Source organism: Flavobacterium fluviatile (genome assembly GCF_010645065.1).
Lineage (GTDB): Bacteria > Bacteroidota > Bacteroidia > Flavobacteriales > Flavobacteriaceae > Flavobacterium > Flavobacterium fluviatile.
The window spans coordinates 113,399-136,981 of the sequence record NZ_JAADZW010000003.1; the positions used below are offsets into that span (position 1 = coordinate 113,399).

Sequence of the window (23,583 nt, forward strand, 5' to 3'; positions counted from 1 at the left end):
AAATGAAATACAATATAGATACCATAGCTCCGGAAAGTAAATTTTTATTCTTCTGGGGACATCAGCCAAGTAAAGACGGAACGATTACGAAAACCTGTTTCAGTCAATGGTGGCTAAGTTCTTTTGACACTGAAGGAATCACATATAAGACTGCAGAACACTGGATGATGGCTAAAAAAGCCCAATTATTCAACGATCAGGAAATTTTAGAAAAAATCCTTGAAGCCGATTCTCCTGCAGAAGCCAAAAAACTAGGTAGAGAAGTCAAAAATTATGTTGATACAGTTTGGTTAGAAAACCGATACAAAATTGTAAAACAAGGAAACTTTCACAAATTCAGCCAAAATGTTGATTTAAAAACATTTTTATTAAATACGAATGAACGGGTTTTAGTCGAAGCAAGTCCGGTCGATCCAATCTGGGGAATTGGAATGGCGGGAGATCATAAAGATGTTTTGAATCCTGAAAAATGGAGAGGTTTGAATCTTTTGGGGTTTGCCTTGATGGAAGTTAGGGATGAATTGAGATAAAATGATTATGGAAATTGAATTATTAAAAGCGGACATAACAGAAATTCAAGTCGACGCAATTGTAAATGCAGCTAATACTTCTTTGCTTGGAGGCGGTGGTGTTGATGGAGCGATTCATCGCAAAGGAGGAAAAGCAATTTTAGACGAATGTATTCAAATTCGTAACAAACAAGGAGGATGTAAAACAGGAGAAGCTGTAATTACAACAGCCGGCAATCTGCCTTCAAAATATGTAATTCATACTGTGGGACCGGTTTGGAATGGCGATAAAGAAGAAAAGTCAAAACTACTGGCAGATTGTTATAAGAACAGTTTGATTGTAGCTTTAGAAAATGGAGTTAAAACGATTGCCTTTCCAAATATCAGTACAGGAATTTATCATTTCCCGAAAGATAAAGCAGCTAAAATCGCTGTAGAAGCAATAAAAGATTTTGATAGAATTTCAGAATTTGAAAAAGTGCTATTTATCTGTTTTGATGATGAAAATTATCAGATTTATAAATCGTTACTAAAATGAAAAACAAAATAGAATCAGGTTTATTCGGTTTAGCTGTTGGTGATGCGTTAGGCGTTCCGGTTGAATTTAAATCAAGAGAATATTTAAAACAAAATCCGGTTACTGAAATGTTTGGTTTTGGGACGCATCATCAGCCAATCGGAACCTGGAGTGATGACAGCTCACTGGCGTTTTGTCTGGCTGAAAGTTTATGTACAGGTTATGATTTAAATGACATCGCCAGGAATTTTGTTAAATGGTATAATGAAGAACTTTGGACACCTCACGGAAAAATTTTCGATATTGGAATAGCGACCACTCATGCGATTCACAATATAGCAAAAGGACATCAGCCCGATTTGTGCGGCGGATTTTCTGAAAGTGATAACGGAAATGGTTCCTTAATGCGTATTTTGCCTTTGGCTTTTTATCTTCAAAATGAAAATGATACTGAAGTTATTTTCCAAAAAGTAAAAGAAGTCTCATCGATAACACATGCACATTTCAGATCAATATTTGCTTGTTTTATTTACGTAATCTATTGTTTGAGAATTTTAAAAAAGAAAGATAAATTCGACGCATATACCGAAATGAAAAACACTGTTTCGGCATTTCTGAAAGACAAAAAGTTTAATTCAGCAGAAATTCAGTTATTTGACAGGATTCTAAAAAATGATATTTCGAAGTATTCGGAAGACGAAATTCAGTCTTCAGGTTATGTCCTTCATAGTTTAGAAGCCAGTTTTTGGTGTTTCCTGAATTCCGATTCGTATTCAGCAACTGTCCTGAAAGCGGTTAATCTTGGAGAAGATACTGATACAACGGGCGCTATTGCCGGAGTTCTCGCAGGCATTTATTTCGGAATCGAAAATATCCCTGAAAAATGGATTAAAAATTTGGTCAGAGCCCATGATATAAAAGATTTAGCACAACGATTATTAAAAAATACAAACTAAAATTATGAACCCACTATTATTAACCGACGGTTACAAAGTTGACCACAGAAGACAATACCCGGACAAAACCACTTTAGTATATTCTAACTGGACACCCAGAAAATCAAGAATTGAAGGTCTTGAGGAAGTCGTTTTTTTCGGATTGCAGTATTTTATCAAAAAATATATTATTCATGATTTTGACACCCATTTCTTTAAACAGCCAAAAGAAGAAGTCGTTACAAAATATGCCCGCAGAATCAATAATTATTTAGGTGAAAACCAGGTTGGAACGAAACATATAGAAGATTTACATGATTTAGGCTATATCCCGATGGTTTTTAAAGCATTGCCGGAAGGTGCAAGTGTTCCGTTGCGAGTGCCAATGTTTACGATGTACAATACGATTCCGGAGTTTTTCTGGCTTACAAATTACTTCGAAACGTTACTTTCTGCCGTAATCTGGCTGCCTTGTAACTCAGCTACAATTGCACGTGAATACAGAAAAGTACTGGACAAATATGCTGATGAAACTTCTTCTGTACCTGATTTCGTAAACTGGCAGGGACATGACTTTTCTATGAGAGGAATGGGCGGTATTGAAGCTGCTGTAACTTCTGCAGCCGGGCATTTACTGAGTTTTACAGGATCTGATACGATTCCGGCGATTGATTTTTTTGAAGAATATTACAACGCCAATTCTGATACAGAATTAATAGCAGGTTCTGTTGCCGCTACCGAGCATTCTGTGATGTGTATGGGAACTACGGAAGGCGAATGTGAGACTTTCAAAAGGTTGATTACAGAGGTTTATCCAAAAGGAATCGTTTCTATCGTTTCTGATACCTGGGATTTATGGAAAGTTTTGACCGATTATTTGCCAAGATTAAAAGAAGATATTATTGCCAGAGAAGGTAAAGTCGTAATCCGTCCTGACAGCGGTGATCCGGTTGATATTATCTGCGGTAATCCGAACGGAAAAACCGAACAGGAAAAGAAAGGGGTTATTGAATTGCTTTGGGACGTTTTTGGAGGCACAGAAAACGCAAAAGGATACAAAGAGCTTATTCCACAAATTGGAGCTATTTACGGTGACAGTATTACGGTTGCAAGAGCAATTCAGATTTGCGAACGTTTAAAAGCAAAAGGTTTCGCTTCAACCAATGTAGTTTTAGGAATTGGTTCTTTTACGTATCAGTACAACACCAGGGATACTTTTGGCTTTGCTATGAAAGCGACTTACGGCGAAGTTGATGGCGAAGGCAGAGCGATTTTTAAAGATCCGATTACAGATGACGGAACCAAAAAATCAGCCAAAGGATTAATGAAAATTGACCTTGTTGATGGTGTGTATCATTTAAAAGATAATGTTTCATGGGAAGAAGAAAAACAAGGTGAACTGAAGGAAGTTTTCAGGGACGGGAAACTTTTGGCTGATCAGTCTCTGAGTGAAATCAGAACGAGAGTAAAGAGCGAAATAAGTATCGAAGCTTAATTATAAAACGAAAGCCTGAAGTTAAAAATTTCAGGCTTTTTTATGATGCAGTATTGGCATTTCGACAGAGGAGAAATCACATCCAGAAAGCGACGTACTGTTTATTCACTTTATGTGATTTCTCGTTCCTCGGAATGACAAAAATTGCATTTTATTTTTTATAAAAATTATTATGATCCACATACTCCCAGACTCTTGAAGGCAAAAGCGGCTGGATATTTTTTCCGTTTTTGATATTGTTCCGAATAAAAGTCGAAGAAATTTCTACAACCGGCGCGTCAATAATATGCACTTTTGGATGTGATTTTAGTTCGCTGTTTTCCGGTTCATCTGAAATGCGAGGGTAAACATAAATATCATGATTTTCTAAAAGTACTTCATAATTTTTCCATTTGTGAAGCGTTTTCAGATTATCCTCCCCCATAATCAGTGAAAACTCATGGTTTGGGTATTTGTCCTGCAAATGCGACAAAGTGTTCACGGTGTAATTCGGCTGGGTCAGTTTAAACTCAATATCCGAAGGTTTTATTTTCGGAAAATGCTCAGTTGCCAGATACACCATTTGCAGACGATGATGATCATCCAGCAAAGTTGCTTTCTTTTTCAGCGGATTATGAGGCGTAACCACCATCCAAACCTGATCTAAACCGGCAAATTCCGCCATGTGATTGGCAATAATCAAATGACCAATATGAATGGGATTGTATGTTCCGAAGTAGAGGCCTATTTTCATCTTCTTAGTAACTAGTAATTAGTAAAAAGTAATTAGTTTTTAAGCGTCTTTGAAAAAGCATTAATCATTTTAGATTCTTCTTCAATTTGACTTAAAATTTCTTTATACAATACTGGATTCGTTATAAAGCCTAACTCATTAGCAATTAATAACTGTGTTTCAATTTCAAATAATGAACCTCTCGAAATGTCTAAAAAGTGGCTAAATGACTTGTCTGTATTTCTGCCATAACCTTCTGCAATATTTGAAGGAATCGAAACTGAAGCTCTTTTTAGCTGGCTTGTAAGAGCATATAATTCTTCTGCAGGAAATGATTTTACTAACTGATAAACCAAACAGACAATTTTAATTCCTTTTTGCCAAATCAATAAATCTTTGTACGACTTTATTTCACCCATTTTAAGCTAATTACTTTCACTAATCACTAATTACTCATTTAGAAACAAAATCCTTCACCAAATCATGTGCTTCTTCCAAAGCCACAGCCAAATCATAGTTTTTAATAATCACATCAAACTGAGGTGCAGTAGCCAGCTCAACCGAAGCTTTTGCAATACGCATATTGATTTTATCTTCACTTTCTGTAGAGCGTTCTTTTAATCTTCGTTTAAGTTCGTCAACACTTGGCGGTTTTACGAAAACGGCCAGAGTCTGTTCCGGAAATTTGTGTTTGATACGCAGTCCGCCGGCAACATCAATGTCGAAGATGACATTTTTACCCAAAGCCCAGATTCTTTCAATTTCCGACTTTAAAGTGCCGTAAAAGTTGTCTCGGTAAACTTCTTCCCATTCCAGGAAATCCTCTGCTTTGATGTGTTTTTTGAATTCTTCCAGCGAAATAAAATAATAATCTTTTCCGTTGACTTCTTCTCCGCGAGGGGCACGGGAAGCTGCTGATATTGAAAATTCTAAATTTAAATCTTCCTGTTTCAGTAAATGTTTTACTATCGTTGTTTTTCCCGATCCTGAAGGTGCCGAAAAAACAATTAATTTTCCTTTGTTCATTTTAATAAGTAATTAGTAATTAGTAAAAAGTGAATAGCTAATTACAATTCACCTTTAAATTACTTTATAATACATTCAAAACCTGTTCTTTTATTTTCTCCAGTTCATCTTTCATCATCACCACCAGTTTCTGCATCTGTGCATGATTTGATTTTGATCCCATCGTATTGATTTCTCTTCCCATTTCCTGGGTGATAAAACCAAGCTTACGGCCGTTTGCTTCGTTTCCGTTTAATGTTTCAAGAAAATAATCCAGGTGATTGGTCAGTCGTACTTTTTCTTCCGTGATATCCAGTTTTTCTAAATAATAGATCAGTTCCTGCTCGAAGCGATTTTCATCAACATTAACCTGCAGTTCAGAAATTGCTGTATGGAGACGGTCTTTTATAGCCTGAACTCTTTCAGGATCTAATGCCAGTGCATCTTCCATATACTGACGGATATTGCCAATTCGAAGATTGAATTCTTTCTCAAGTGATTCTCCTTCGTCTTTTCTGAAACTTACTATATTTTGTAAAGCCTCATGAATGATTACCTGAATCTGCTCCCAGTCGTTTTCGTCAATTTCTTCCCGTTCCGTTTTTAGCACATCCGGCATACGGACCGCCATTTTCATCAATTCAGTTTCATCAGCATCCGGATATACTTCTCTTAACTGGGCAATATAATTTTTTACAACCGGCACATTTACTTTGGTAGAAGTCTGTTCTGATGTACTTTCAACATAAATCGCAAAATCGATTTTTCCTCTTTCCAGTCTCGTCGAAATCATGGTTCGCAAACCCAATTCCATTTCACGGTAAACCGAAGGCATTCTCACATTCAGGTCTAAACCTTTACTATTCAGAGATTTTACTTCTACAGTAATTTTTTTTGTTGGCAATTGCAAAGAAGCTTTACCAAAACCCGTCATCGATTGTATCATATAATTGAGTATAAAGGCGCAAAGATACTAAAAAACTTTACAGAGAAGTTTTCTAGTTTTATGACGTCTGAGTTTTTAAATATGTGGGCGTTGCCTGGCGGCTGGGCTATCCATACCAATATTATCAAGCTAACGAATTGCATTCGTCACTTCGAGTGATTTTTAATACTAATGCGATAGCTTTATGATTAAAAATTGTATCGAGAAGCTTTTTAGCACTAAGGTTCCCGATACATTTTTTTAAAAAAACCATCGTCTTTTTTAAACAAAACACTCGAACTGACGATAATTTGTTTACTTTCCTTCTAAAGCTTTCATCACCTGCAGAATATTCTGCTGGCTGTTCCCGATATAAATTTTACCATCGATAATAAAAACAGGACGGCTTAAAAAGGTATAATGTTCCAGAATGTATTTTTTGAAATCAGTTTCTGAAAGCGATTTATTTTTCAGATCCATTGATTTATACAATTGTGCTTTCTTGCTGAATAAAGCTTCGTAGCTTCCTGAAAGTTTATACATTTCTTCCAGTTCTGCTTCCGTAATCGGATTTTGCTTAATGTCATGAAATACAAGATTATTATCTTTTGGCAGAACTTTGATGATTTTTCTGCAGGTATCACACGATGCCAGATAGTATATTTTGTTCATAATTTTTTAGTTTATTGGATTACAAAGAAAATCATTGAAACTTAAAAATTGTCTAATTTTATTCAAAAAAATAAATTTATGAATTCAGTTTTCGAAGTACAAAAAACAAGCAGGGAAATTCTTCTGAAAGTTTTAGACGATCACTCCTTAGAGCAATTGAATAAAATTCCGGAGGGCTTCAATAATAATCTGATCTGGAATATTGCACATTGCATCGCCGCACAGCAAAGTTTAATCTATAAATTATCCGGACTGCCCTCTGTTGTTCCTGAAGATTTTATTACCAAATACAGTAAAGGCACCAAACCTGAAGGTGATGTTTCCCTGGCAGAAGTGGATGAAATCAGAAGATTGCTTTCCGCAACAGTACATCAGGCACAACAAGATTTTGCAGATAAAATTTTTGTGAATTACAAAGAATATACCACGAGTATGGGATTTACACTTCGAAACGTTGAAGATGCCCTCTCATTCAATAATTACCATGAAGGTACCCATTTAGGAATAATATTGAGTATCCGAAAGTTGGTTTAGAACTTTCGGATTTCTTAATTTTCAATAGTTTCTATTGTAACATTCATGGCACCTGCCCTTTTGTTTTTGGCTATCTCCATGAAAGCTCTTTTAGACAAATCAATCTCTCTTGTTTTTACAAATGGGCCTCTGTCTGTAATTTCAACAATTACAAATTTTCCATTGGCTTCATTTGTAACTTTTACTTTGGTACCGAAAGGTAATTTTTTGTGGGCAGCTGTATATTTATTATTATTGAAACGCGCACCGCTTGCTGTTCTTTTTCCGTTAAATCGGTCATGATAGTAGGAAGCATGAGCCGATTTTTTATAAACTTTCAATTTTAGGCCTTCAACGCTAAAAACAGAATCGTTTAAGGGTACCATTTTTAGTTTATCTGTTTTTAAAGTATCCTGAGAAACCTTAGTCTCTGCAGGTTTACTCTGACTCATAACGTAGGTAAAGCAACTCAATAAAGTCACAGAAAGGAGTGAGAGCAAAATATTTTTTTTATTCCTCATAATTTATTTTTTTTCAGACCTGGGGGGAGTTTGTACAAATAATATGCCGAGATAAAAAAAGCCCTGTAAAAAGGGCTTATTTTGGTTTTCTTAAAACCATAAGTTCCACGGAATCCTGCTTAAAATAAGCACTAAACCAATTCCGTAAAATATAGTGAAAGTTTTAAATTTTGCTTCGCTATTAATCAGTTTTTTATGTTTAGACCATCCTATCGTGATTAGAGTAATAGCAATTAGATTGATTAATGGATGTTCTAATGAAGTTAATCGAAGTGCAGCGTTTGACATTTGACCCAAAGCATCTTTTCCTAACGGAGACACAAAATAAACAATCAATCCGATTAACATTTGTGTATGTGTTCCTATCAAAGCGAACAAGGCAATTTTTCGGTCCTTAGCTGTGAAATCTTTTTTTGAGGTGAATCCGATAATAGCATTTACAACTGCAATCAGTAAAAGCAATAATGCCAAATAAGCCCAGCCGGAGTGGAGTTTTTGAAGAAAATGGTACATAGATTAATATTTTGTTTAAAACAAATATAACAAAAAAGGTGAAAAAAAAACGGCAATGACTTATAAAGTCAGTGCCGCTTTGATATTTAGTTTGGTTCTTAATTAATTGAAAGAATATCTAGCTCCAATTTGCATTTGCCATCTTGAAGATTGTAATCCTGCATCATCAATTTGATTTACGGTTGTATTAGGATTGAAGTTAAATGTTGGAGTTGTTCCGTCAGGTAAATTTCCAACACGGTTTAACAATAAAACCTGGTCGTTAGTAGCGAAATATCTTCTTCCCCAGTTTTTATTTAACAAATTAGTGAAGTTAAAGATGTCAGCTGTAAATTCTAATTTATGACTTTTTTTATTAACGTTTATAGAGAATTCCTGTGCAATTTTCACATCTACAACATGACTCCAGTCTAAACGGTCTCCGTTACGTTCAGCATATTTTCCTCTTCTACTATTTAAATATTTATTGCTCGAAATGAATTGATCTAGAGCTTCCCATTGTTGATCAGCCGTTAAAGTTGAAGTTGCTACTAAATTAATTTCGCTTCTGTTGGCAGGAACGTAAACTAAAGCAGAGTTACTAAAAGTATCTTGCATTAATTGACCATTATCATTGTAGATATAGCTTATAGGTGTTCCTGATACTCCCTCGTAGAAGATACCTAAAGTAGTTTTGATAGATTCATTCCATTTGAATTTGATAGAAGAATTAGCTAAAACTCTTGAACCTTGGTCAAAATCAGATCTTGAAACTCCAGTAACAGCATTAGATCCGTTAACAGTTTCTATGTAATTCCATTGAGAACTGTTTTGAGAACTTGTAGCATCAAACCAAACATTTGATTCTCCATAAGCATAGCTAGCAGAAATGTTTGCGTCAATAAAATCAGAATAGAAATTTTTAGTTACTGTAAAGTTGGTATTCCAAGAACTTCCTGCTTTTTTGTTAGATGCTAAATAAATACCTTGATACGTATTGTCAACTAATACTCCTTTATAGTTAGGTCTATTGTCAGCCCCTGTTAAATAAGATTGTGGACCGGCAATGTTTAAGTTTTGATATTGGATAGAAGTTAGGTTTTCATTCCAAATTCCTTCAGCAGAGATTGACCATCCGCTTCCTAATTTACGATCAAAAGCTAAACTTGTTTTTAAAACTTGTGGTAATTTGAAATCTTTAGAAAATAAATCAACATTTCCACCTACTTTTCCACTTCCAGGTAATGCAGTTGTAATAGGCTGTCCGTTACTGTACAATTGACTGTTTAAGTCTGTGTTGCTATTGAAAAGAGGATTCGTAGCTTGTGTTCTTAGATCAATAGCATTTTGAGATAAACCATTATTATTGTAAGTACCTCCTGGCCAAACTAGAGGTAGTCTAGACGTAAATACTCCGATACCTCCTCTGATCTGAGTTATTTTTTCTCCGTTTACATCGTAATTAAATCCAATTCTAGGAGAAAAATGAACAGTGTTTTTAATAGCTTGCCCTACTTCTGCTCCTTTTAAATCTTTACCTGCTGCTTGTAATAAAGGAATGGTTCTGTTATTAAAATCTTCATTCGCTAAACCTTTTTCCCATACTGGTAAATCAGCACGAACACCAACAGAGATTCTGAAATTATCATTTAATCTGATATTGTCCTGAACATATAGTCCGAATTGGTTCATGTTAAAATCTCCAGAACCTATTGAATTATCCCCAGTCCCACCAAATAATGAATAACCTAGACGATATCTAATTGGTCTAACAGGAGTAGTAGTATTCATAAAATCAGCTAAATTATTGTATTGATAATAGCCATAGTTTCTGTTTATAAATATGTTATTTGCATACGAAAATTCATTATGTGTACCAATTAAGATATTATGTTTACCAGCGTTTATTTCAAAGTTATCTGTAACAGTTAAAACGCGTTGCTCTAATAAGTTTGCAGTTGATGCCGTTTCCGCTCCAAAGTAAATGGTTCCTGAACCGTCTCTAATCTCAACAGATGGAAAAGGATCACCTGAAGGATCTCTGTCATCATTTACAGTTGTATATCCTATTACTAAGTTGTTTGAAAATTTATTACTGAAACGTGCATTCCACTCTAATGATGCTGAGTTTGTGATGGATTCAAAATTTTGAGCACCGTTTAAAAAGTTAATTGCTACAGCAGAAGAACGATACGGTGAAAAATTCGTTGCTTTTACATAACTGTTTTTAGCAGAGATTTTGTGATTATCGTTTATGTTCCAGTCAATTTTTGCAATTAATTTATCACTAATTAAGGACGAAGTATTATTTCCGTAAGATCCAGGATTATATTTATAAGTATTGATTAAATAATTACTTAAAGTTTCTAATCCTGCAGCATTCGAATTTCCTGTGTAATTTGCAATATCAAAAGGTTGTGGTGTTTCATTTTCTTGTTTCTCATAGTTAATGAAATAAAACAATTTATCTTTTACAATAGCTCCACCTGCCCTTACACCATAAGTTTTTGCAGAGAAATCCGATAATCGGGTTCTTTCTATACCACTTCCCGAACGTGTAGGAGTTTTTCCTGCCAAAGATTGATCTCTGTACAAAAAGTAAGCAGAACCATCAAAATTATTTGTTCCAGAACGGGTAATTGCACTAATCGCACCTCCGGCAAAACCTGATAATTTAACATCATAAGGCGAAACACTCACCTGAAACTGCTCAATTGCATCTAATGAAATTGGACTAACACCTGTTTGTCCTCCGTTAGTACCATTTGCAGCTAATCCAAAAACATCATTATTTACAGCACCATCAATATAAATAGCATTAAACCTGTTATTTTGACCACTAATTGAGATTTGATCATCTCCACGAAGCTGTGCTTGCGGAGTAAGCCTTGCAAAGTCAGCAATATTTCGTGATAAAGATGGTAATTCTTTTATTTTTTCATTATCAATAACTGTCTGTGCTCCCGTTTTTTTAGAATTAAACATTGGATCTTTTCTTCCAACTACTACAACTTCACTAAGTTCATTAGCTTCGTCTTTTAAATTGACTTTTAAAGCTTTTGAGTCTCCCAGCTGTAAATAAACCCCTGTTTCCGTATAGGTCTTAAAGCCCATATAAGTAACTTCAATTTTATAAGGACCACCTACACGCATGTTTGAAATTCTAAAATGACCATCAAAATCGGTAGTCGTTGAATAACGGCTACCAGAAGCTTCGTGAACAGCAAGTATTGTTGCTCCTGGAAGTGATTTGTTTTGTGAATCATTTACAACTCCATTTATGGAAGAAGTAGTGTTACCTTGCGCATAAATATCTCCTGCATAAATAAATGCTAAAAGCATTAAGAGAAACTTTGACAATTTTTTCATCTGTTGTTTGTTATTTGTTTTTGGCAAAATTATAACAAATTAATCAGATAATGTTATCGAAAAGTTAAGAAAAGCAAGTTTTACAAATCCTGTTAAGCATTAAAACAATTTTTTCTATAAATGATAAATAAAATTTAATTATTTATTTTAATATTCATTTTTTTTATTAAAATCATAACAATATTTACTGTCTATCTTTACATCCTGGCAATAATGACATTTTTTTGTAAGAAATTTTAAAAAATTATAACAAAAAACGCCATAAACTTAAAAAATTATGGCGTTTATATTTTCTAAAATGAAAGGTGATTTATTTTTTGCTTAAGAAATAATTAAGTAAAAATAAAGTCGAGCTATCGTGAGGTTTTACTGATTTTGTATTTATTTCATCTAAAATGGAATTGGCCAATTGTTTCCCTAATTCTACTCCCCATTGGTCAAAACTAAATATGTTCCAAATTACTCCCTGAACAAAAATCTTATGTTCGTATAAAGCAATCAGGGAACCCAAACTTTTGGGCGTTAGTTTTTCAATTAGGATTGTATTGGTTGGTTTGTTGCCTGTAAAAACTTTAAAAGGCAATAAGTAAGCTGCTTTTTCTGCAGAAAGACCTTGTTTGTCAAATTCTGCCTGGACTTGTGCAGCCGTTTTTCCATTTAATAAAGCTTCTGTCTGCGCAAAAAAGTTAGACATTAATTTATCGTGATGATCCTCATTTCCGTATAATGGTTTTATGAATCCGATAAAGTCTGTCGGAATCAATTTTGTTCCCTGATGAATTAATTGAAAAAATGCATGCTGCGAATTGGTTCCCGGCTCACCCCAGATAATGGTTCCGGTTTGATAGTTAACCGGTTTTCCGTCGCGGCCAACGCTTTTTCCGTTGCTTTCCATCGTTGCCTGCTGCAGGTAGGGTGCCAGTTTTTGTAAATACTGCGTATATGGAATCAAAGCTTCACTTTCGGCACCATAAAAATTATTGTACCAAACGCTCAATAAAGCCAAGATTACCGGAATGTTTTGATCAAATTCAGCCGACTTGAAATGTTCGTCCATTTCGTTGGCTCCTTTCAGTAAATCATTGTAATTATCAAAACCAATCGCTAAAGCAATGCTCAAACCAACAGCACTCCATAAAGAAAATCTTCCTCCAACCCAGTCCCACATCGGGAAAACGTTGTCAGGATTAATTCCGAATTGGGTTACTTTTTGAATGTTGGTTGAAACTGCCACAAAATGTTTAGCGATATCTTCCTGAGAAGCTGATTTTAAAAACCAATCTTTTATCGTTTCTGAATTCGATAAGGTTTCCTGAGTCGTGAAAGTTTTAGAAACAATTAAAAACAATGTGGTTTCAGGATTTAATTTTTTGATTACTTCATTTACATGATCGCCGTCAACATTCGAAACGAAATGCACATTTAAGTGATTTTTATAAAATTGCAACGCTTCCACAGCCATTACAGGACCAAGATCAGAACCTCCAATACCGATATTGACAATATCAGTGAACGCTTTTCCTGTATATCCTTTTCTCTCTCCCGAAATTACTTCGTTTGTGAAATTTTTAATTTTGTCTTTGACTTCGTAAACTTCCGGAATTACATTTTCTCCGTCAACTTTTATAACTGCAGATTCAGGAGCACGCAAAGCTGTATGCAAAACGGCTCTGTTTTCTGTCTGATTGATGATTTCTCCTCCGAAATATTGAGTAATCGCACTTTTTAATTCAATTGAATTTGCCAATTCAAGCAAAAGCGAAATAGTTTCTTCACTAATATTGTTTTTAGAATAATCGACTAGAAAGTCATTCCATTGCAAGCTGAATTTTTCTGCACGTGCACTATCTTGTTGAAATAATTCCTGTATTGTAGTCTGCTGAATTGCGTTAAAGTGGTTTTGAAGATTTTTCCACGCATCAGTTCCTGTTGGATTTGTTGTATTTAAAGCCATTTTAATAAGATTGTAGTTTTTTTAGAAACACAAAAATACTGAAATTAGCTTTTAATACTTCTTTGCGGGGCAATTAGTTACGAAAACGATTTATTTTCTAAATTCAACTTTGCATACTAGCCAGCTACCATAAGCCTGATAAAATTCAATTTATTTTTAATGAACTTAAATTGCCAATTGTAACTGAACTCGTTTTCAGAATAATAATCGGAATACTCATCAAAACCTTCAATAATCTCAGAATGGCTCATGTAATTATATGAAATGTCTATTCCGTCATTTTCGATATAAACCGTATAAACAATTTGTACAAATCCATTGTCATCTATAGTTTTGTAAATCCCTTTATCTTTGTAAAAATTAATATCATTAAGATTAATTTTGCTAAAAACTTCTTTTAAGAATTTTTTTTCTCCGCTATTATGGTTCTCTTCATAGTTGAAATTATATTTACTTTTTAGTTCACTAATGTTATCTTGATCAATAAGAACTTTAAAGTTTTTAATTTCATCAATCATTTCATTTCTTTTGCTCTCTAAATTTTTGGTTATCTCTTTAAAAAAAGCAACATTTTTCTTTTCAGTATCGTTAAGTATAACTTTTTTATTATCTCTGATTGACTTATACCACGATTTGCTTTCAAAATATTGTTGAAATCTTGAGTTTTCAAATTCATAGCCATTTCTTGCAAATATTTCATTGGTTAAAAGTCTTATTTTATCAATATTTAAATCTTTAATTTGTTCATTTTTAATCAATTGATTTTTACATAAGGAACAATCTTTTAGAATTTGTCCAAATAAAGTTTGTAAGAAGAGCAGAGTGATTAAACTCAAAATTGTTTTTATTCTCATTTGTTTGTATTGTAATGAATATTTAAAATAAATCAAAAGTTTTTCAGTTGATTTTATCTGTTTATTGAATTTAGCAAATTTGAGATTGTTTTCTATAGAAAAATAACGCAATGAATCACCAAATCTTCCACCACGGCTTTTTATTGATTTCGATTGTTTTTTTCTCGGCATTAATTTCAATTCTTTTTGGTTTTTCAGTTTTTATAGTTGAATCATCAAAAAATAGTTCACCATTTTCACTCATCCCAATTGGTGATTTTGTTCTTTCTTTCCAGTCTCCGGTTTGCAATTCCGGGATTAAAGGAGAATTGATTTTGGAACTGAATTTTTGTCTGGCTTTTTCTGTTATCTCTTCTTCAATATTAGAAGTTGAGTTTTTAAAAAGTGAAAGTGAATTATCCGGAATATGAAGCAGAAAAACCTGAGTTTTATTCCCGATTTTCTGAATATCCAATACCTTAAAAAATGAAATTTCATCCAAAAGAAAATGTCCGATTTTAGCAGAATCAGGATTAAATTTCGACAAATCTTTTGCATTCGCACTTGCAATTAAATATCTGAAATTCCCTGAAAGTCCTCCACCCATAGAAGTCATATCGGTAAAGCCTTTTTCTTTTATTATTTGACCAGCTTTGTACTTTTCAATTAAGCTGTCAGTCAAATCAGTATCCCTGTAAAATAGTTTTAAATCTGAAAAAGTCTCATCAAGAGTTTCTTTAATGCGTTTGTTTTTCATGTTTTCTAAAAAGTACTACAGATTACCGATACTATCCAGCTCTCTCTTTAAAGGTTCCATTTGTTTTAAGAAACGGGTTTTATCATTTCCGGTTAAAGATTCTCCGGTTGGCAAATTAAGTCTGAGTGCATCTACCTGAACGCCGTTTTTCCAGAAACGATAGCAAACATGAGGACCTGAAGCTAATCCTGTACTTCCGACAAGCCCAATAGTCTGCCCCTGCGTAACACGCTGCCCACGACGGACCAGAATTTTAGACATGTGCAAATATTGTGTAGAATATGTTTTATTGTGTTTGACTTTAACGAAATTTCCGTTTCCGGCTGTGTAACCTGTTTGTTCTACAACCCCTGAGGCTGTTGTAGAAATCGGAGTTCCTCTTGGAGCTGCATAATCAGTTCCTTTATGGGCTTTCCATCGGTGTTGGACAGGATGAAACCTTCTCATTGTAAATCTGGAAGTGATACGGCTGAATTTAATTGGTGTTTTTAAGAAGAAATTCTTAAGTGTCTTGCCTTCATCATCATAATATTCAATCTTTCCGGAAAGAGAATCTTTTTCAAATGGAAAAGCATAAATAATTTTTCCTTTATATTCAAAAAAGGCTGCCTGTAAATCTTCTACTCCGTCGTAGGTTTTACCATTGATGAAACGTTCAGTAAAAATTAAGCCGTAGCGATCTCCTTTTTTAAGTTTAAAGAAATCTATAGACCATGAAAAAACCTTGGTTATACGGCTGGCAAGTGCAGCTTCGACACTATTATTCCCTAAAGTTTCAGACAAAGAGCTTTTTAAAACCCCGCCAATTATTTTACGTTTAAACGTAACCGGCTTTACTTTTTTATAAGCAGTTGCCACACTGTCCCTTAAATCTACAACATAATATGTAAGTGCATCTGGCTGATAAATAAAAACCTGCAGTTTATTGGTTTTATTTTTTGACCGAAGAATGGTATAAGGTTTATTGTAGCGAATAGTCCTTACATTAAAAGAATCTTTTACCTGTTCAACAATAGTATAAACCTTTTTTTCGCCAATATTCTGGCCTTGAATTATAGATCCGAAAGAATCTCCCTTTTTTACAGTATCGTGAACAACATTAAAATCATTGTAATTAAATCCAAATTCTACTTTTTTAGTTTTTGGCTTACTAATTTTAGCTTCAACTTTTTCTTCTGTTTTATTACATGAAATTATTGAAAGTAAGAGTGTTATAATTACGAATGCTTTTTTCAACCTTTTATTTTTTTTCCGGAAAACTAAGCAGTTGGCTCATTTCCCCAATTAGACAATTCTTCTTCGCTCCACAATTTAGGAAAAAAGATGCGTCTTTGGTATTTTGGATGCATATATTTTTGCCAGTCGCTTCCTCCGGTTGCTTCACCATTACCCTTTCCGCTTTCTAAAATATATTTTATAGCTGTATTTAAATGCTGCATTACCCAGGTAATATTAACTGTATAATCGTAATGACGCATAGCCATAATTAATTCCGGATTTTGCTGGTCTTCAACTGGTAACTGCGTAAATTTTTTCCAGATATTTTTAGTTTTAAAATCTGACATCTGACGCAAAAACTGTCCTTTATATTTCTTTTCGAATTCCTGAAGCAAGTATGATTTCTCGCCTGTGTGATAATCTTTCCCTGCAGCCTGCCAGTACAAATGCTCAAAAGAAGTTTCTACATCAGTGTTTTGATCAAAATTAGCCTTATATCTACGATCCGTCAGATTAATGACATCTGTGGAACCAAATTCGATCATTCTGTATTGTGCACTCTGAAAACCACTCGCGGGAGTCAGGGTATTCCTGAATTTCATGTATTGATCAACCTCCATTCCGTTTTCCATAATACTGAATGAATTGGTCAGCATATCAAAATAGCGGGTAATCCTGGAAAGTCTTTCGCTAAAAAAATCAACCTGAATATTTTCAGTATCTGCAATCTGGTCAATTTCCCACAGCACCATTTTAAAAATCAACTCGTTGACCTGATGGTACATTATAAAAACCATTTCATCCGGAAGCGTAGTACGCTGTATTTGAAGGTTCAAAAGCGCATCAGTCTGAATATAATCCCAATAGGTAATTGGTTTTGACCAAAGCAACCCTTCAAGCTGAACATCCGTTCTTTGATTTATGGCTTTAAATTTAAGATCAATTTCTTTCAGGATTGATTCAGAATTATCTGTGGTATTCATTATTTTTTTACTTTAAATGGATATTTTAATCCTTTGTATTGGTCAAGATCGGCCTTAAGTGATCCGACCGCCAAATCGGCTTTTATTCTTACCGGAACTTTATTATTGTCGTCTGTTATCCAAAGCGTTACACTTTCTTTTTCCTTAAAAACACGCCCTGTTTGCACCAGTGGCTTAAAAACCATCGTTGAAACGGTGCCAAATTTAGTTGTAATATCCTGACGACCTATATATTTTAACTTAAATTTTGTGATCTCCTCATCAAAAAACATATCAATTGTAATGGATTCGCCCGATTTTAATTTGTCGATATTTGGATGATTACGCAAATAATAAAAAGCAGAAATAATGTCCTGAGCCTTATCTGTAACAAGAATGGTTTTTTCGGTTTTACGCTTATAATCTTTCACTAAAACACGATTTTGCGACTGCATAAAAAACCCTTCCTGATTTTTAGTATAACCTCCTTCGTTTATTTTTCGGATATATCGGTAAGGATCACCGTTTTCTTTGTCGAAATAACTTTCGTATAAATCTTCAACTTTAAAGAAAAATTTAGACATACCGGTTGTATAACCTTTACCTATGGCGTGAAAGACTTTTTTATTATTTACAGTAGCCTCCTTAACCTCAAGAGTGGCATAACCTGCATTTACAATTCCGTAATGAATTCTGAATCTGAAATATTCCCCCACATCAAAAGCATCTTCTTTGTAGGTATCAAAACTTAGTGTACTGAGAAGTAATATATATAAAGTTAGTTTTTTCATAATAAGACATTTACTGTTTATTCATGGATAAACGCAAATTTTATTCCAAATATACCAAAACAAAAAAACTCAGTCAACGAATGACTGAGTTTTTATTGCTATTAACTAACCAAAAAACTATAAATTATGAAAATTTATATCAATTCCGGAAGGAAACCACCCCTTCCTGATTTGCGAGTGCAAAGATAGATACAAAGTTTAAATAATAAACAGCAAATAGCGAGTTTAACAAAACATTTGCATTAAAATCATCAATTTATAGGGGATTTTTTTACATTATGTAAAAAAAACTTAATTTTACAAAGTTCCCCTTAACTCCTGTTCTCTTTCAATAGATTCAAAAAGAGCTTTAAAGTTTCCTGCACCAAAGCCTTTCGCTCCCATTCTTTGTATAATTTCAAAGAAAAGCGTAGGTCTGTCCTGAACCGGCTTGGTAAATATCTGCAATAAGTACCCGTCTTCATCAGCATCGACCATGATGGCTAATTTTTCAATTTCGTTTAAATCTTCTTTCATCATATCCATATGAACGCCTAATCTTTCAGGAATTGCTTCATAATACGTATGAGGCGGTTTGGATAAAAATTCTACTCCTCTCGATTTTAATTCAGAAACCGTTTTGATGATGTCATCTGTTGCAATAGCAATATGCTGAATTCCTGGTCCGCCATAAAAATCCAAATATTCTTCAATTTGTGATTTTTTCTTTCCTTCTGCCGGTTCGTTGATTGGAAATTTGATTCTTCCGTTTCCATTTGACATTACTTTACTCATCAGAGCCGAATATTCTGTATTGATCTGCTTGTCATCAAAAGACAGGAAATTTACAAACCCCATAACGTCTTCGTAAAATTTTACCCAGGTATTCATTTCATTCCAGCCTACATTTCCAACCATGTGATCAATATACTTTAATCCCGTTGGTTCCGGATTGTAATCTGATTTCCATTCTTTATAACCTGGCAGGAAAACGCCATTGTAATTTTTTCTTTCTACAAAAATGTGAACCGTTTCTCCGTACGTATAAATTCCGGAACGAACTACCTGACCAAATTCATCTTCCTCAACAGTTGGTTCCATAAAAGAACGTGCACCACGTTTCATGGTTTCTTCATAAGATTTCGTAGCATCTTCAACCCAAAGCGCTGCTACTTTTACTCCGTCACCATGCTTTTTCAAATGTTCGTTGATGGGAGAGTCTGCTGTTAAAGGCGTGGTCAGAACAATTCTGATTTTGTCCTGCTTCAAAACATAAGATGCTCTGTCTTTTACTCCGGTTTCTAATCCTGCATACGCCAATGACTGATAACCAAATGCTGTTTTATAATAATGTGCGGATTGTTTGGCGTTTCCAACGTAGAATTCTACATAATCTGTTCCTAATAACGGAAGGAAATCCTGTGCTCCTTCGAATATTTTCTCTAATCCGTATTCTACTGATTTTACTTGTTTACTCATTTTGTTTATTTATTTAATCGGTGGATCGCTTATTTGATGAACCGAAAATGTTGTTTTAGATGTTTGATTTTAGCCCTGATAGGAGTGGAAATCCTTTTGTTTTTTTGTTTAAAAAATAAAAGATTGCAACGGATAGCAGGAATAGCTCCTTAAAATTATGCTGTAGATAAGATTGCTTCGTTCCTCGCAATGACTACTCAGTCCACGATTTGTAATACTCACCATCATCCAGTCTCATAGCTTCCTCGGTAACCATAAGCGGCCTGAAAGTATCGACCATTACAGCTAATTCCCGAGTTTCTTTGTGACCAATACTTCGTTCCATTGCACCTGGAGCCGGACCGTGCGGAATTCCTTTTGGGTGTAATGTGATATGTCCCTGTTCGATATTATTACGGCTCATAAAATCTCCATCAACATAATATAATACTTCGTCAGAATCTATATTGCTGTGGTTATAGGGTGCCGGAATCGCTTTTGGATGATAATCGTAAAGTCTGGGGCAGAATGAACAAACGACAAAATTGGCCGTTTCAAAAGTCTGGTGTACGGGAGGCGGCTGGTGAACACGTCCGGTTATAGGTTCGAAATTATGAATAGAGAACCCATAAGGAAAATTATAACCGTCCCAGCCCACAACGTCAAAAGGATGTGTGGCATAAACCATTTCGTGAATCATGCCTTCCTTTTTGATTTTAATTAAAAAATCACCTTTTTCATCATGCGTTTCCAGTTCATTTGGCAGAATAAAATCACGTTCGCAAAAAGGCGAATGCTCTAAATGCTGACCCGATTGATTTTTATAACGTTTTGGCGTATAAAAAGGAGAATAGGATTCTACGTAAAAAAGCCTGTTTTCTTCGGTTTGCTTCGCCTGTTCGCTATTGCTCGAGTCAAATTCTATCTGGTAAATGATGCCACGCGGAATAATCAGATAATCGCCATATTCAAAAGGAATGTTTCCTAACATGGTTCTTAACTTTCCTTTTCCTTTATGAATGAAAAGCATTTCGTCGGCATCAGCGTTTTTGTAGAAATAATTACGAAGCGATTGTTTGGGTGCTGCCAATCCGATAATACAGTCTTTATTGACTAACATGGCTTTTCGGCTGTCAAGGAAATCATTCTCAGGTTTTAATTCGAAACCTTTGAATAACAATGATTTTATATTTTTTCCAATTGCAATTTTTGGTTCAACCGAATAGGAATTTAGAATTTCTTTGACCTGTGTTGGTCTGTGTGTATGATACGACAATGAAGAATGTCCATGAAAACCTTCTGTTCCAAACAATTGTTCATAATAAAAACCGTCGTTTGGTTTTTCAAATTGGGTGTGTCGCTTTTGCGGAAAGTTTCCGAGTTTATGATATAATGGCATGGCTTTTTCAATTAGATAATTTGTAAATTAGATAAATCGAAAATCAGAATTGTGTGAACAGATAATCTAATCATTCTCAGAATGACCTCAATTATCTCAATTCGATAGCTTACTCAGGATTTCTCTTGATGAGGAATTGAAGATACTCTAATAAACCTGTCCATTTTGTTTTCATTACAACAAATATCGTAATTTTAATTGAGTTAAATTACAAATTAAAACAAAAATCCAATATTAAACCACGTATAACCTTTTGGATTTTCCGGAGACCATGAATACTTTACTTCAATCGGACCAATAATGGTTTCTAAACCATAGCCTAATGCATAACCCGAATATTTAGGCATATCAATCCAGTCAACAGTACTAAAAAGATCGTCTCCAATATTAGCATAATTGGCAGAAAAATTAAGGTGATTTTTTCTGAATATTTCATAATCGAAAGTTATGCCTGCTTTTATATAACTGTCTCCGGCGATACTCAGGAAGTCATAACCATAAAAATAATTGAAATTATTTACTTTGTTATAACCATACCCTCCCAGGATATAATCAAAAAAAGGTACGCTGTCATTCCCAAAAGCAAATCCGGCATTCGACTCAAATTTTATAGTTGCCTTATTAAAAACCGTTCTGGCTATTCCAATCTCTGCTTTTGCAGTAGAAAAAGGATTGAACTGCCCGGTATAATCAGACGAAGCAAGATAAGTCTGGACATCCCCTGAGAAATACCACCCTGTTCGCGGAAAACTTTTGTTATCAAAGGAATCGTATTTTAGATATCCGAAAACACTAAAATAATTACTCTCATCAATGGTTGAATCAGTGTCCAGTGTTGGAGATTTTATTTTCAGAAACTTATATTCAAGCCCGCCGCCCATAAGGAATTTTTGCACAAAAATAGTCTGAAAATAGGCCTGATTTGAAATATCCAAAAAATCTACATTAATCAGATTGTCCTGGCTGCCTGTTGAATGTTTGCTGATGGTTTCGGTTACATTTCGGTTGAACTGGTTAAGCCTTGAGTTGAAACCAAAGCTGATATTAAAACCGTTTTCGACATAGTAATTAAAATCGTACCTGAAATTATCCCCAAGAACAATGTCCAGTGAAGTATTGTCGTTTTTTAGAAATGTTTTTCTATGTGTCAGGTTTAACAAAACTGCACTTTTGTAAAGACCGTCATAATGCAGCCCCAGTTTTAAGTAAGTGTGCGTAGGATTCTCTTTCAGCACCAGATTCAAATCATCTTTATCTCCATTTTGCTCAAGTGAATAAGAAATAGCGCTGAAGTTGTGTGTAGCATCTATATTATTTATTCCTACCCGAAGATCTTCATACGTTATGGTACTGCCGGACTTAAAACGAAGCTTGCTTGTTATGTATTCTTTCGTATAATCCTTAAGCTTTGTATTGTTTATTTTTTTGATCTCGAGCGTATCCGAAGCTATTTTTAATTTAGGCTTTTTATAAAAAGTTTGTTCGTTTGCCAAAGCTTTAATTCTTTCATAGACCTCAAACGTGGCATCTTCTCCTCTTCTTATGATCTCTCCGCCTTTATCAAATGAAATAACACCGAAATCGCGAATATCCGGTTTAATATAAATATCGGTATCAGCCCTCTTGGCATTCATTTTTTCGATAGACTGCAGATTCGTAATCTGCACGAGAATCCTTGTTGCATTTTTCAGGTTTTTTCTGGTCAGCAAATCATCCTGAACATCAACCCCAATTATGATATCTGCTCCTAAATTGCGAACTTCCTTAATAGGATAATTATTCACGACACCTCCGTCAACCAATAATTTTCCATCAACTTCAACAGGTGAAAACAATGACGGAAAAGCGGCACTTGCTACCATCGCCTGCGCCAGATTTCCTTTGTTCAGCACCACCTCCTCACCAGTTTCAATATCAGTTCCGATACATAAAAAAGGAGTTGGCAGTTTATTAAAGTCGCGTACGTGCCGCACATTACGGGTCAGACTGCTTAATAAGTTGTAATTATACATTCCTTTTGAAAGTGCTTCGGGAATTCCAACTCTTAAATTACTAAAAGGCAACACAATCGCATAAAGTTCGTCATTTCGTTTACCATAGAAATTTTTGGAAGCCCTTGGGATATAGTCATTAATTAATTCATCAAAATTGGTTTGTCTGAAAATCGAGTCAATTTGTGCTGCATTATATCCTGTCGCATAAAGTCCTCCAATAACGGCCCCCATACTGGTTCCGCCAATGTAATCTACTTTGATTCCTGCTTCCTCTAAAACTTTTAAAACGCCAATATGGGCAAATCCTTTGGCTCCCCCGCCACTTAAAACCAAACCTATTTTGGGTCTTTTAATACTGTCTTGTTTTTTTTCCTGTGAAAATGAATTTTGCGGAGTAAATGACAGTAGTATTAAAAACACCAATGCCACGCCCCAGATGGAAATGGAAAACCGCGAGAGGCAAAAAGCTGTTTTTTCCTGTAAAAAAAGAGCGACCAAAGAAGCTCCTTTTTTTGCATTGGAAAAAAAGCTTTTTGACCGAGTGTTTGAAATGGACAGCTGGATTAGGCGCAT

The 23,583-nt window shown here is 34.7% G+C and carries 22 protein-coding genes; 5 read left to right on the plus strand and 17 right to left on the minus strand.

From position 1 onward, the window contains the following. The first annotated feature begins 2 nt into the window (after nucleotides 1-2). From GXM17_RS06275 to GXM17_RS06290, 4 genes are read left to right on the plus strand one after another with little or no spacing between them, the layout of a single operon-like run. Nucleotides 3-530, plus strand: coding sequence for an NADAR family protein (locus tag GXM17_RS06275; RefSeq protein WP_163398444.1), 528 nt, complete (start codon nucleotides 3-5; stop codon nucleotides 528-530). Nucleotides 531-537: 7 nt separating this feature from the next. Then, complete coding sequence (locus GXM17_RS06280) at nucleotides 538-1,047, plus strand: O-acetyl-ADP-ribose deacetylase (RefSeq protein WP_163398445.1); 510 nt, start codon at nucleotides 538-540, stop codon at nucleotides 1,045-1,047. Continuing rightward, the gene (locus tag GXM17_RS06285; RefSeq protein ID WP_163398446.1) at nucleotides 1,044-1,982 is read left to right on the plus strand and encodes an ADP-ribosylglycohydrolase family protein; all 939 of its coding nucleotides are present in this window, start codon (nucleotides 1,044-1,046) and stop codon (nucleotides 1,980-1,982) included. The genes GXM17_RS06280 and GXM17_RS06285 overlap by 4 nt, the downstream gene beginning before the upstream one ends. A gap of 4 nt (nucleotides 1,983-1,986) precedes the next feature. Further along, entirely contained in the window at nucleotides 1,987-3,456 is a 1,470-nt protein-coding gene (locus GXM17_RS06290; RefSeq protein WP_163398447.1) for a nicotinate phosphoribosyltransferase, read from the plus strand. A gap of 151 nt (nucleotides 3,457-3,607) precedes the next feature. Here GXM17_RS06290 and nadD read toward each other — a convergent pair whose 3' ends face one another. From nadD to GXM17_RS06315, 5 genes are all read right to left on the minus strand, one after another. Beyond that, a complete protein-coding gene (gene nadD, locus GXM17_RS06295) occupies nucleotides 3,608-4,189 on the minus strand; it encodes a nicotinate (nicotinamide) nucleotide adenylyltransferase (protein WP_163398448.1) in 582 nt (193 codons plus the stop codon). 32 nt (nucleotides 4,190-4,221) lie between these two features. After that, the gene (locus tag GXM17_RS06300; RefSeq protein WP_163398449.1) at nucleotides 4,222-4,587 is read right to left on the minus strand and encodes a four helix bundle protein; all 366 of its coding nucleotides are present in this window, start codon (nucleotides 4,585-4,587) and stop codon (nucleotides 4,222-4,224) included. Between the two features lie 34 nt (nucleotides 4,588-4,621). Then, nucleotides 4,622-5,194, minus strand: a complete 573-nt coding sequence (gene gmk, locus GXM17_RS06305) for a guanylate kinase (RefSeq protein ID WP_163398450.1) — start codon at nucleotides 5,192-5,194, stop codon at nucleotides 4,622-4,624. Nucleotides 5,195-5,258: 64 nt separating this feature from the next. Continuing rightward, nucleotides 5,259-6,119 (minus strand): YicC/YloC family endoribonuclease, encoded by an 861-nt coding sequence (locus GXM17_RS06310; protein ID WP_163398451.1) that lies wholly within the window; start codon nucleotides 6,117-6,119, stop codon nucleotides 5,259-5,261. A 294-nt stretch (nucleotides 6,120-6,413) separates the two neighbouring features. Further along, on the minus strand, nucleotides 6,414-6,770 hold the full coding sequence (locus tag GXM17_RS06315) for an arsenate reductase family protein (protein ID WP_163398452.1): 357 nt from the start codon (nucleotides 6,768-6,770) through the stop codon (nucleotides 6,414-6,416). A gap of 78 nt (nucleotides 6,771-6,848) precedes the next feature. Here GXM17_RS06315 and GXM17_RS06320 point away from each other — a divergent pair, with 78 nt between their 5' ends. Further along, a complete protein-coding gene (locus tag GXM17_RS06320; RefSeq protein WP_163398453.1) occupies nucleotides 6,849-7,304 on the plus strand; it encodes a DinB family protein in 456 nt (151 codons plus the stop codon). Nucleotides 7,305-7,318: 14 nt separating this feature from the next. On the opposite strand, the gene GXM17_RS06325 is transcribed toward GXM17_RS06320, so the two are convergent. From GXM17_RS06325 to GXM17_RS06380, 12 genes are all read right to left on the minus strand, one after another. Next, complete coding sequence (locus GXM17_RS06325; protein WP_163398454.1) at nucleotides 7,319-7,804, minus strand: septal ring lytic transglycosylase RlpA family protein; 486 nt, start codon at nucleotides 7,802-7,804, stop codon at nucleotides 7,319-7,321. Nucleotides 7,805-7,894: 90 nt separating this feature from the next. After that, nucleotides 7,895-8,317, minus strand: coding sequence for a hypothetical protein (locus tag GXM17_RS06330; RefSeq protein WP_163398455.1), 423 nt, complete (start codon nucleotides 8,315-8,317; stop codon nucleotides 7,895-7,897). Nucleotides 8,318-8,419: 102 nt separating this feature from the next. Further along, nucleotides 8,420-11,665, minus strand: a complete 3,246-nt coding sequence (locus tag GXM17_RS06335) for an outer membrane beta-barrel protein (RefSeq protein ID WP_163398456.1) — start codon at nucleotides 11,663-11,665, stop codon at nucleotides 8,420-8,422. Nucleotides 11,666-11,975: 310 nt separating this feature from the next. Beyond that, on the minus strand, nucleotides 11,976-13,619 hold the full coding sequence (pgi, locus tag GXM17_RS06340) for a glucose-6-phosphate isomerase (RefSeq protein WP_163398457.1): 1,644 nt from the start codon (nucleotides 13,617-13,619) through the stop codon (nucleotides 11,976-11,978). Between the two features lie 116 nt (nucleotides 13,620-13,735). Further along, nucleotides 13,736-14,473, minus strand: a complete 738-nt coding sequence (locus GXM17_RS06345) for a YARHG domain-containing protein (RefSeq protein ID WP_163398458.1) — start codon at nucleotides 14,471-14,473, stop codon at nucleotides 13,736-13,738. Between the two features lie 115 nt (nucleotides 14,474-14,588). Next, the gene (locus tag GXM17_RS06350; RefSeq protein ID WP_163398459.1) at nucleotides 14,589-15,209 is read right to left on the minus strand and encodes a hypothetical protein; all 621 of its coding nucleotides are present in this window, start codon (nucleotides 15,207-15,209) and stop codon (nucleotides 14,589-14,591) included. Between the two features lie 15 nt (nucleotides 15,210-15,224). Next, nucleotides 15,225-16,445: a peptidoglycan DD-metalloendopeptidase family protein gene (locus tag GXM17_RS06355; RefSeq protein WP_163398460.1), complete on the minus strand. Its 1,221-nt coding sequence runs from the start codon at nucleotides 16,443-16,445 to the stop codon at nucleotides 15,225-15,227. Nucleotides 16,446-16,468: 23 nt separating this feature from the next. Continuing rightward, nucleotides 16,469-17,410, minus strand: a complete 942-nt coding sequence (locus tag GXM17_RS06360) for a tryptophan 2,3-dioxygenase family protein (RefSeq protein WP_163398461.1) — start codon at nucleotides 17,408-17,410, stop codon at nucleotides 16,469-16,471. Further along, a complete protein-coding gene (locus GXM17_RS06365; protein ID WP_163398462.1) occupies nucleotides 17,410-18,180 on the minus strand; it encodes a DUF3108 domain-containing protein in 771 nt (256 codons plus the stop codon). Before GXM17_RS06365 ends, GXM17_RS06360 begins: the two co-directional genes overlap by 1 nt. Before the next feature lie 297 nt (nucleotides 18,181-18,477). Beyond that, nucleotides 18,478-19,638 (minus strand): 4-hydroxyphenylpyruvate dioxygenase, encoded by a 1,161-nt coding sequence (gene hppD, locus GXM17_RS06370; protein ID WP_163398463.1) that lies wholly within the window; start codon nucleotides 19,636-19,638, stop codon nucleotides 18,478-18,480. Between the two features lie 193 nt (nucleotides 19,639-19,831). Then, on the minus strand, nucleotides 19,832-21,016 hold the full coding sequence (locus GXM17_RS06375) for a homogentisate 1,2-dioxygenase (protein WP_163398464.1): 1,185 nt from the start codon (nucleotides 21,014-21,016) through the stop codon (nucleotides 19,832-19,834). A 215-nt stretch (nucleotides 21,017-21,231) separates the two neighbouring features. Further along, entirely contained in the window at nucleotides 21,232-23,583 is a 2,352-nt protein-coding gene (locus tag GXM17_RS06380; protein WP_208796421.1) for a patatin-like phospholipase family protein, read from the minus strand.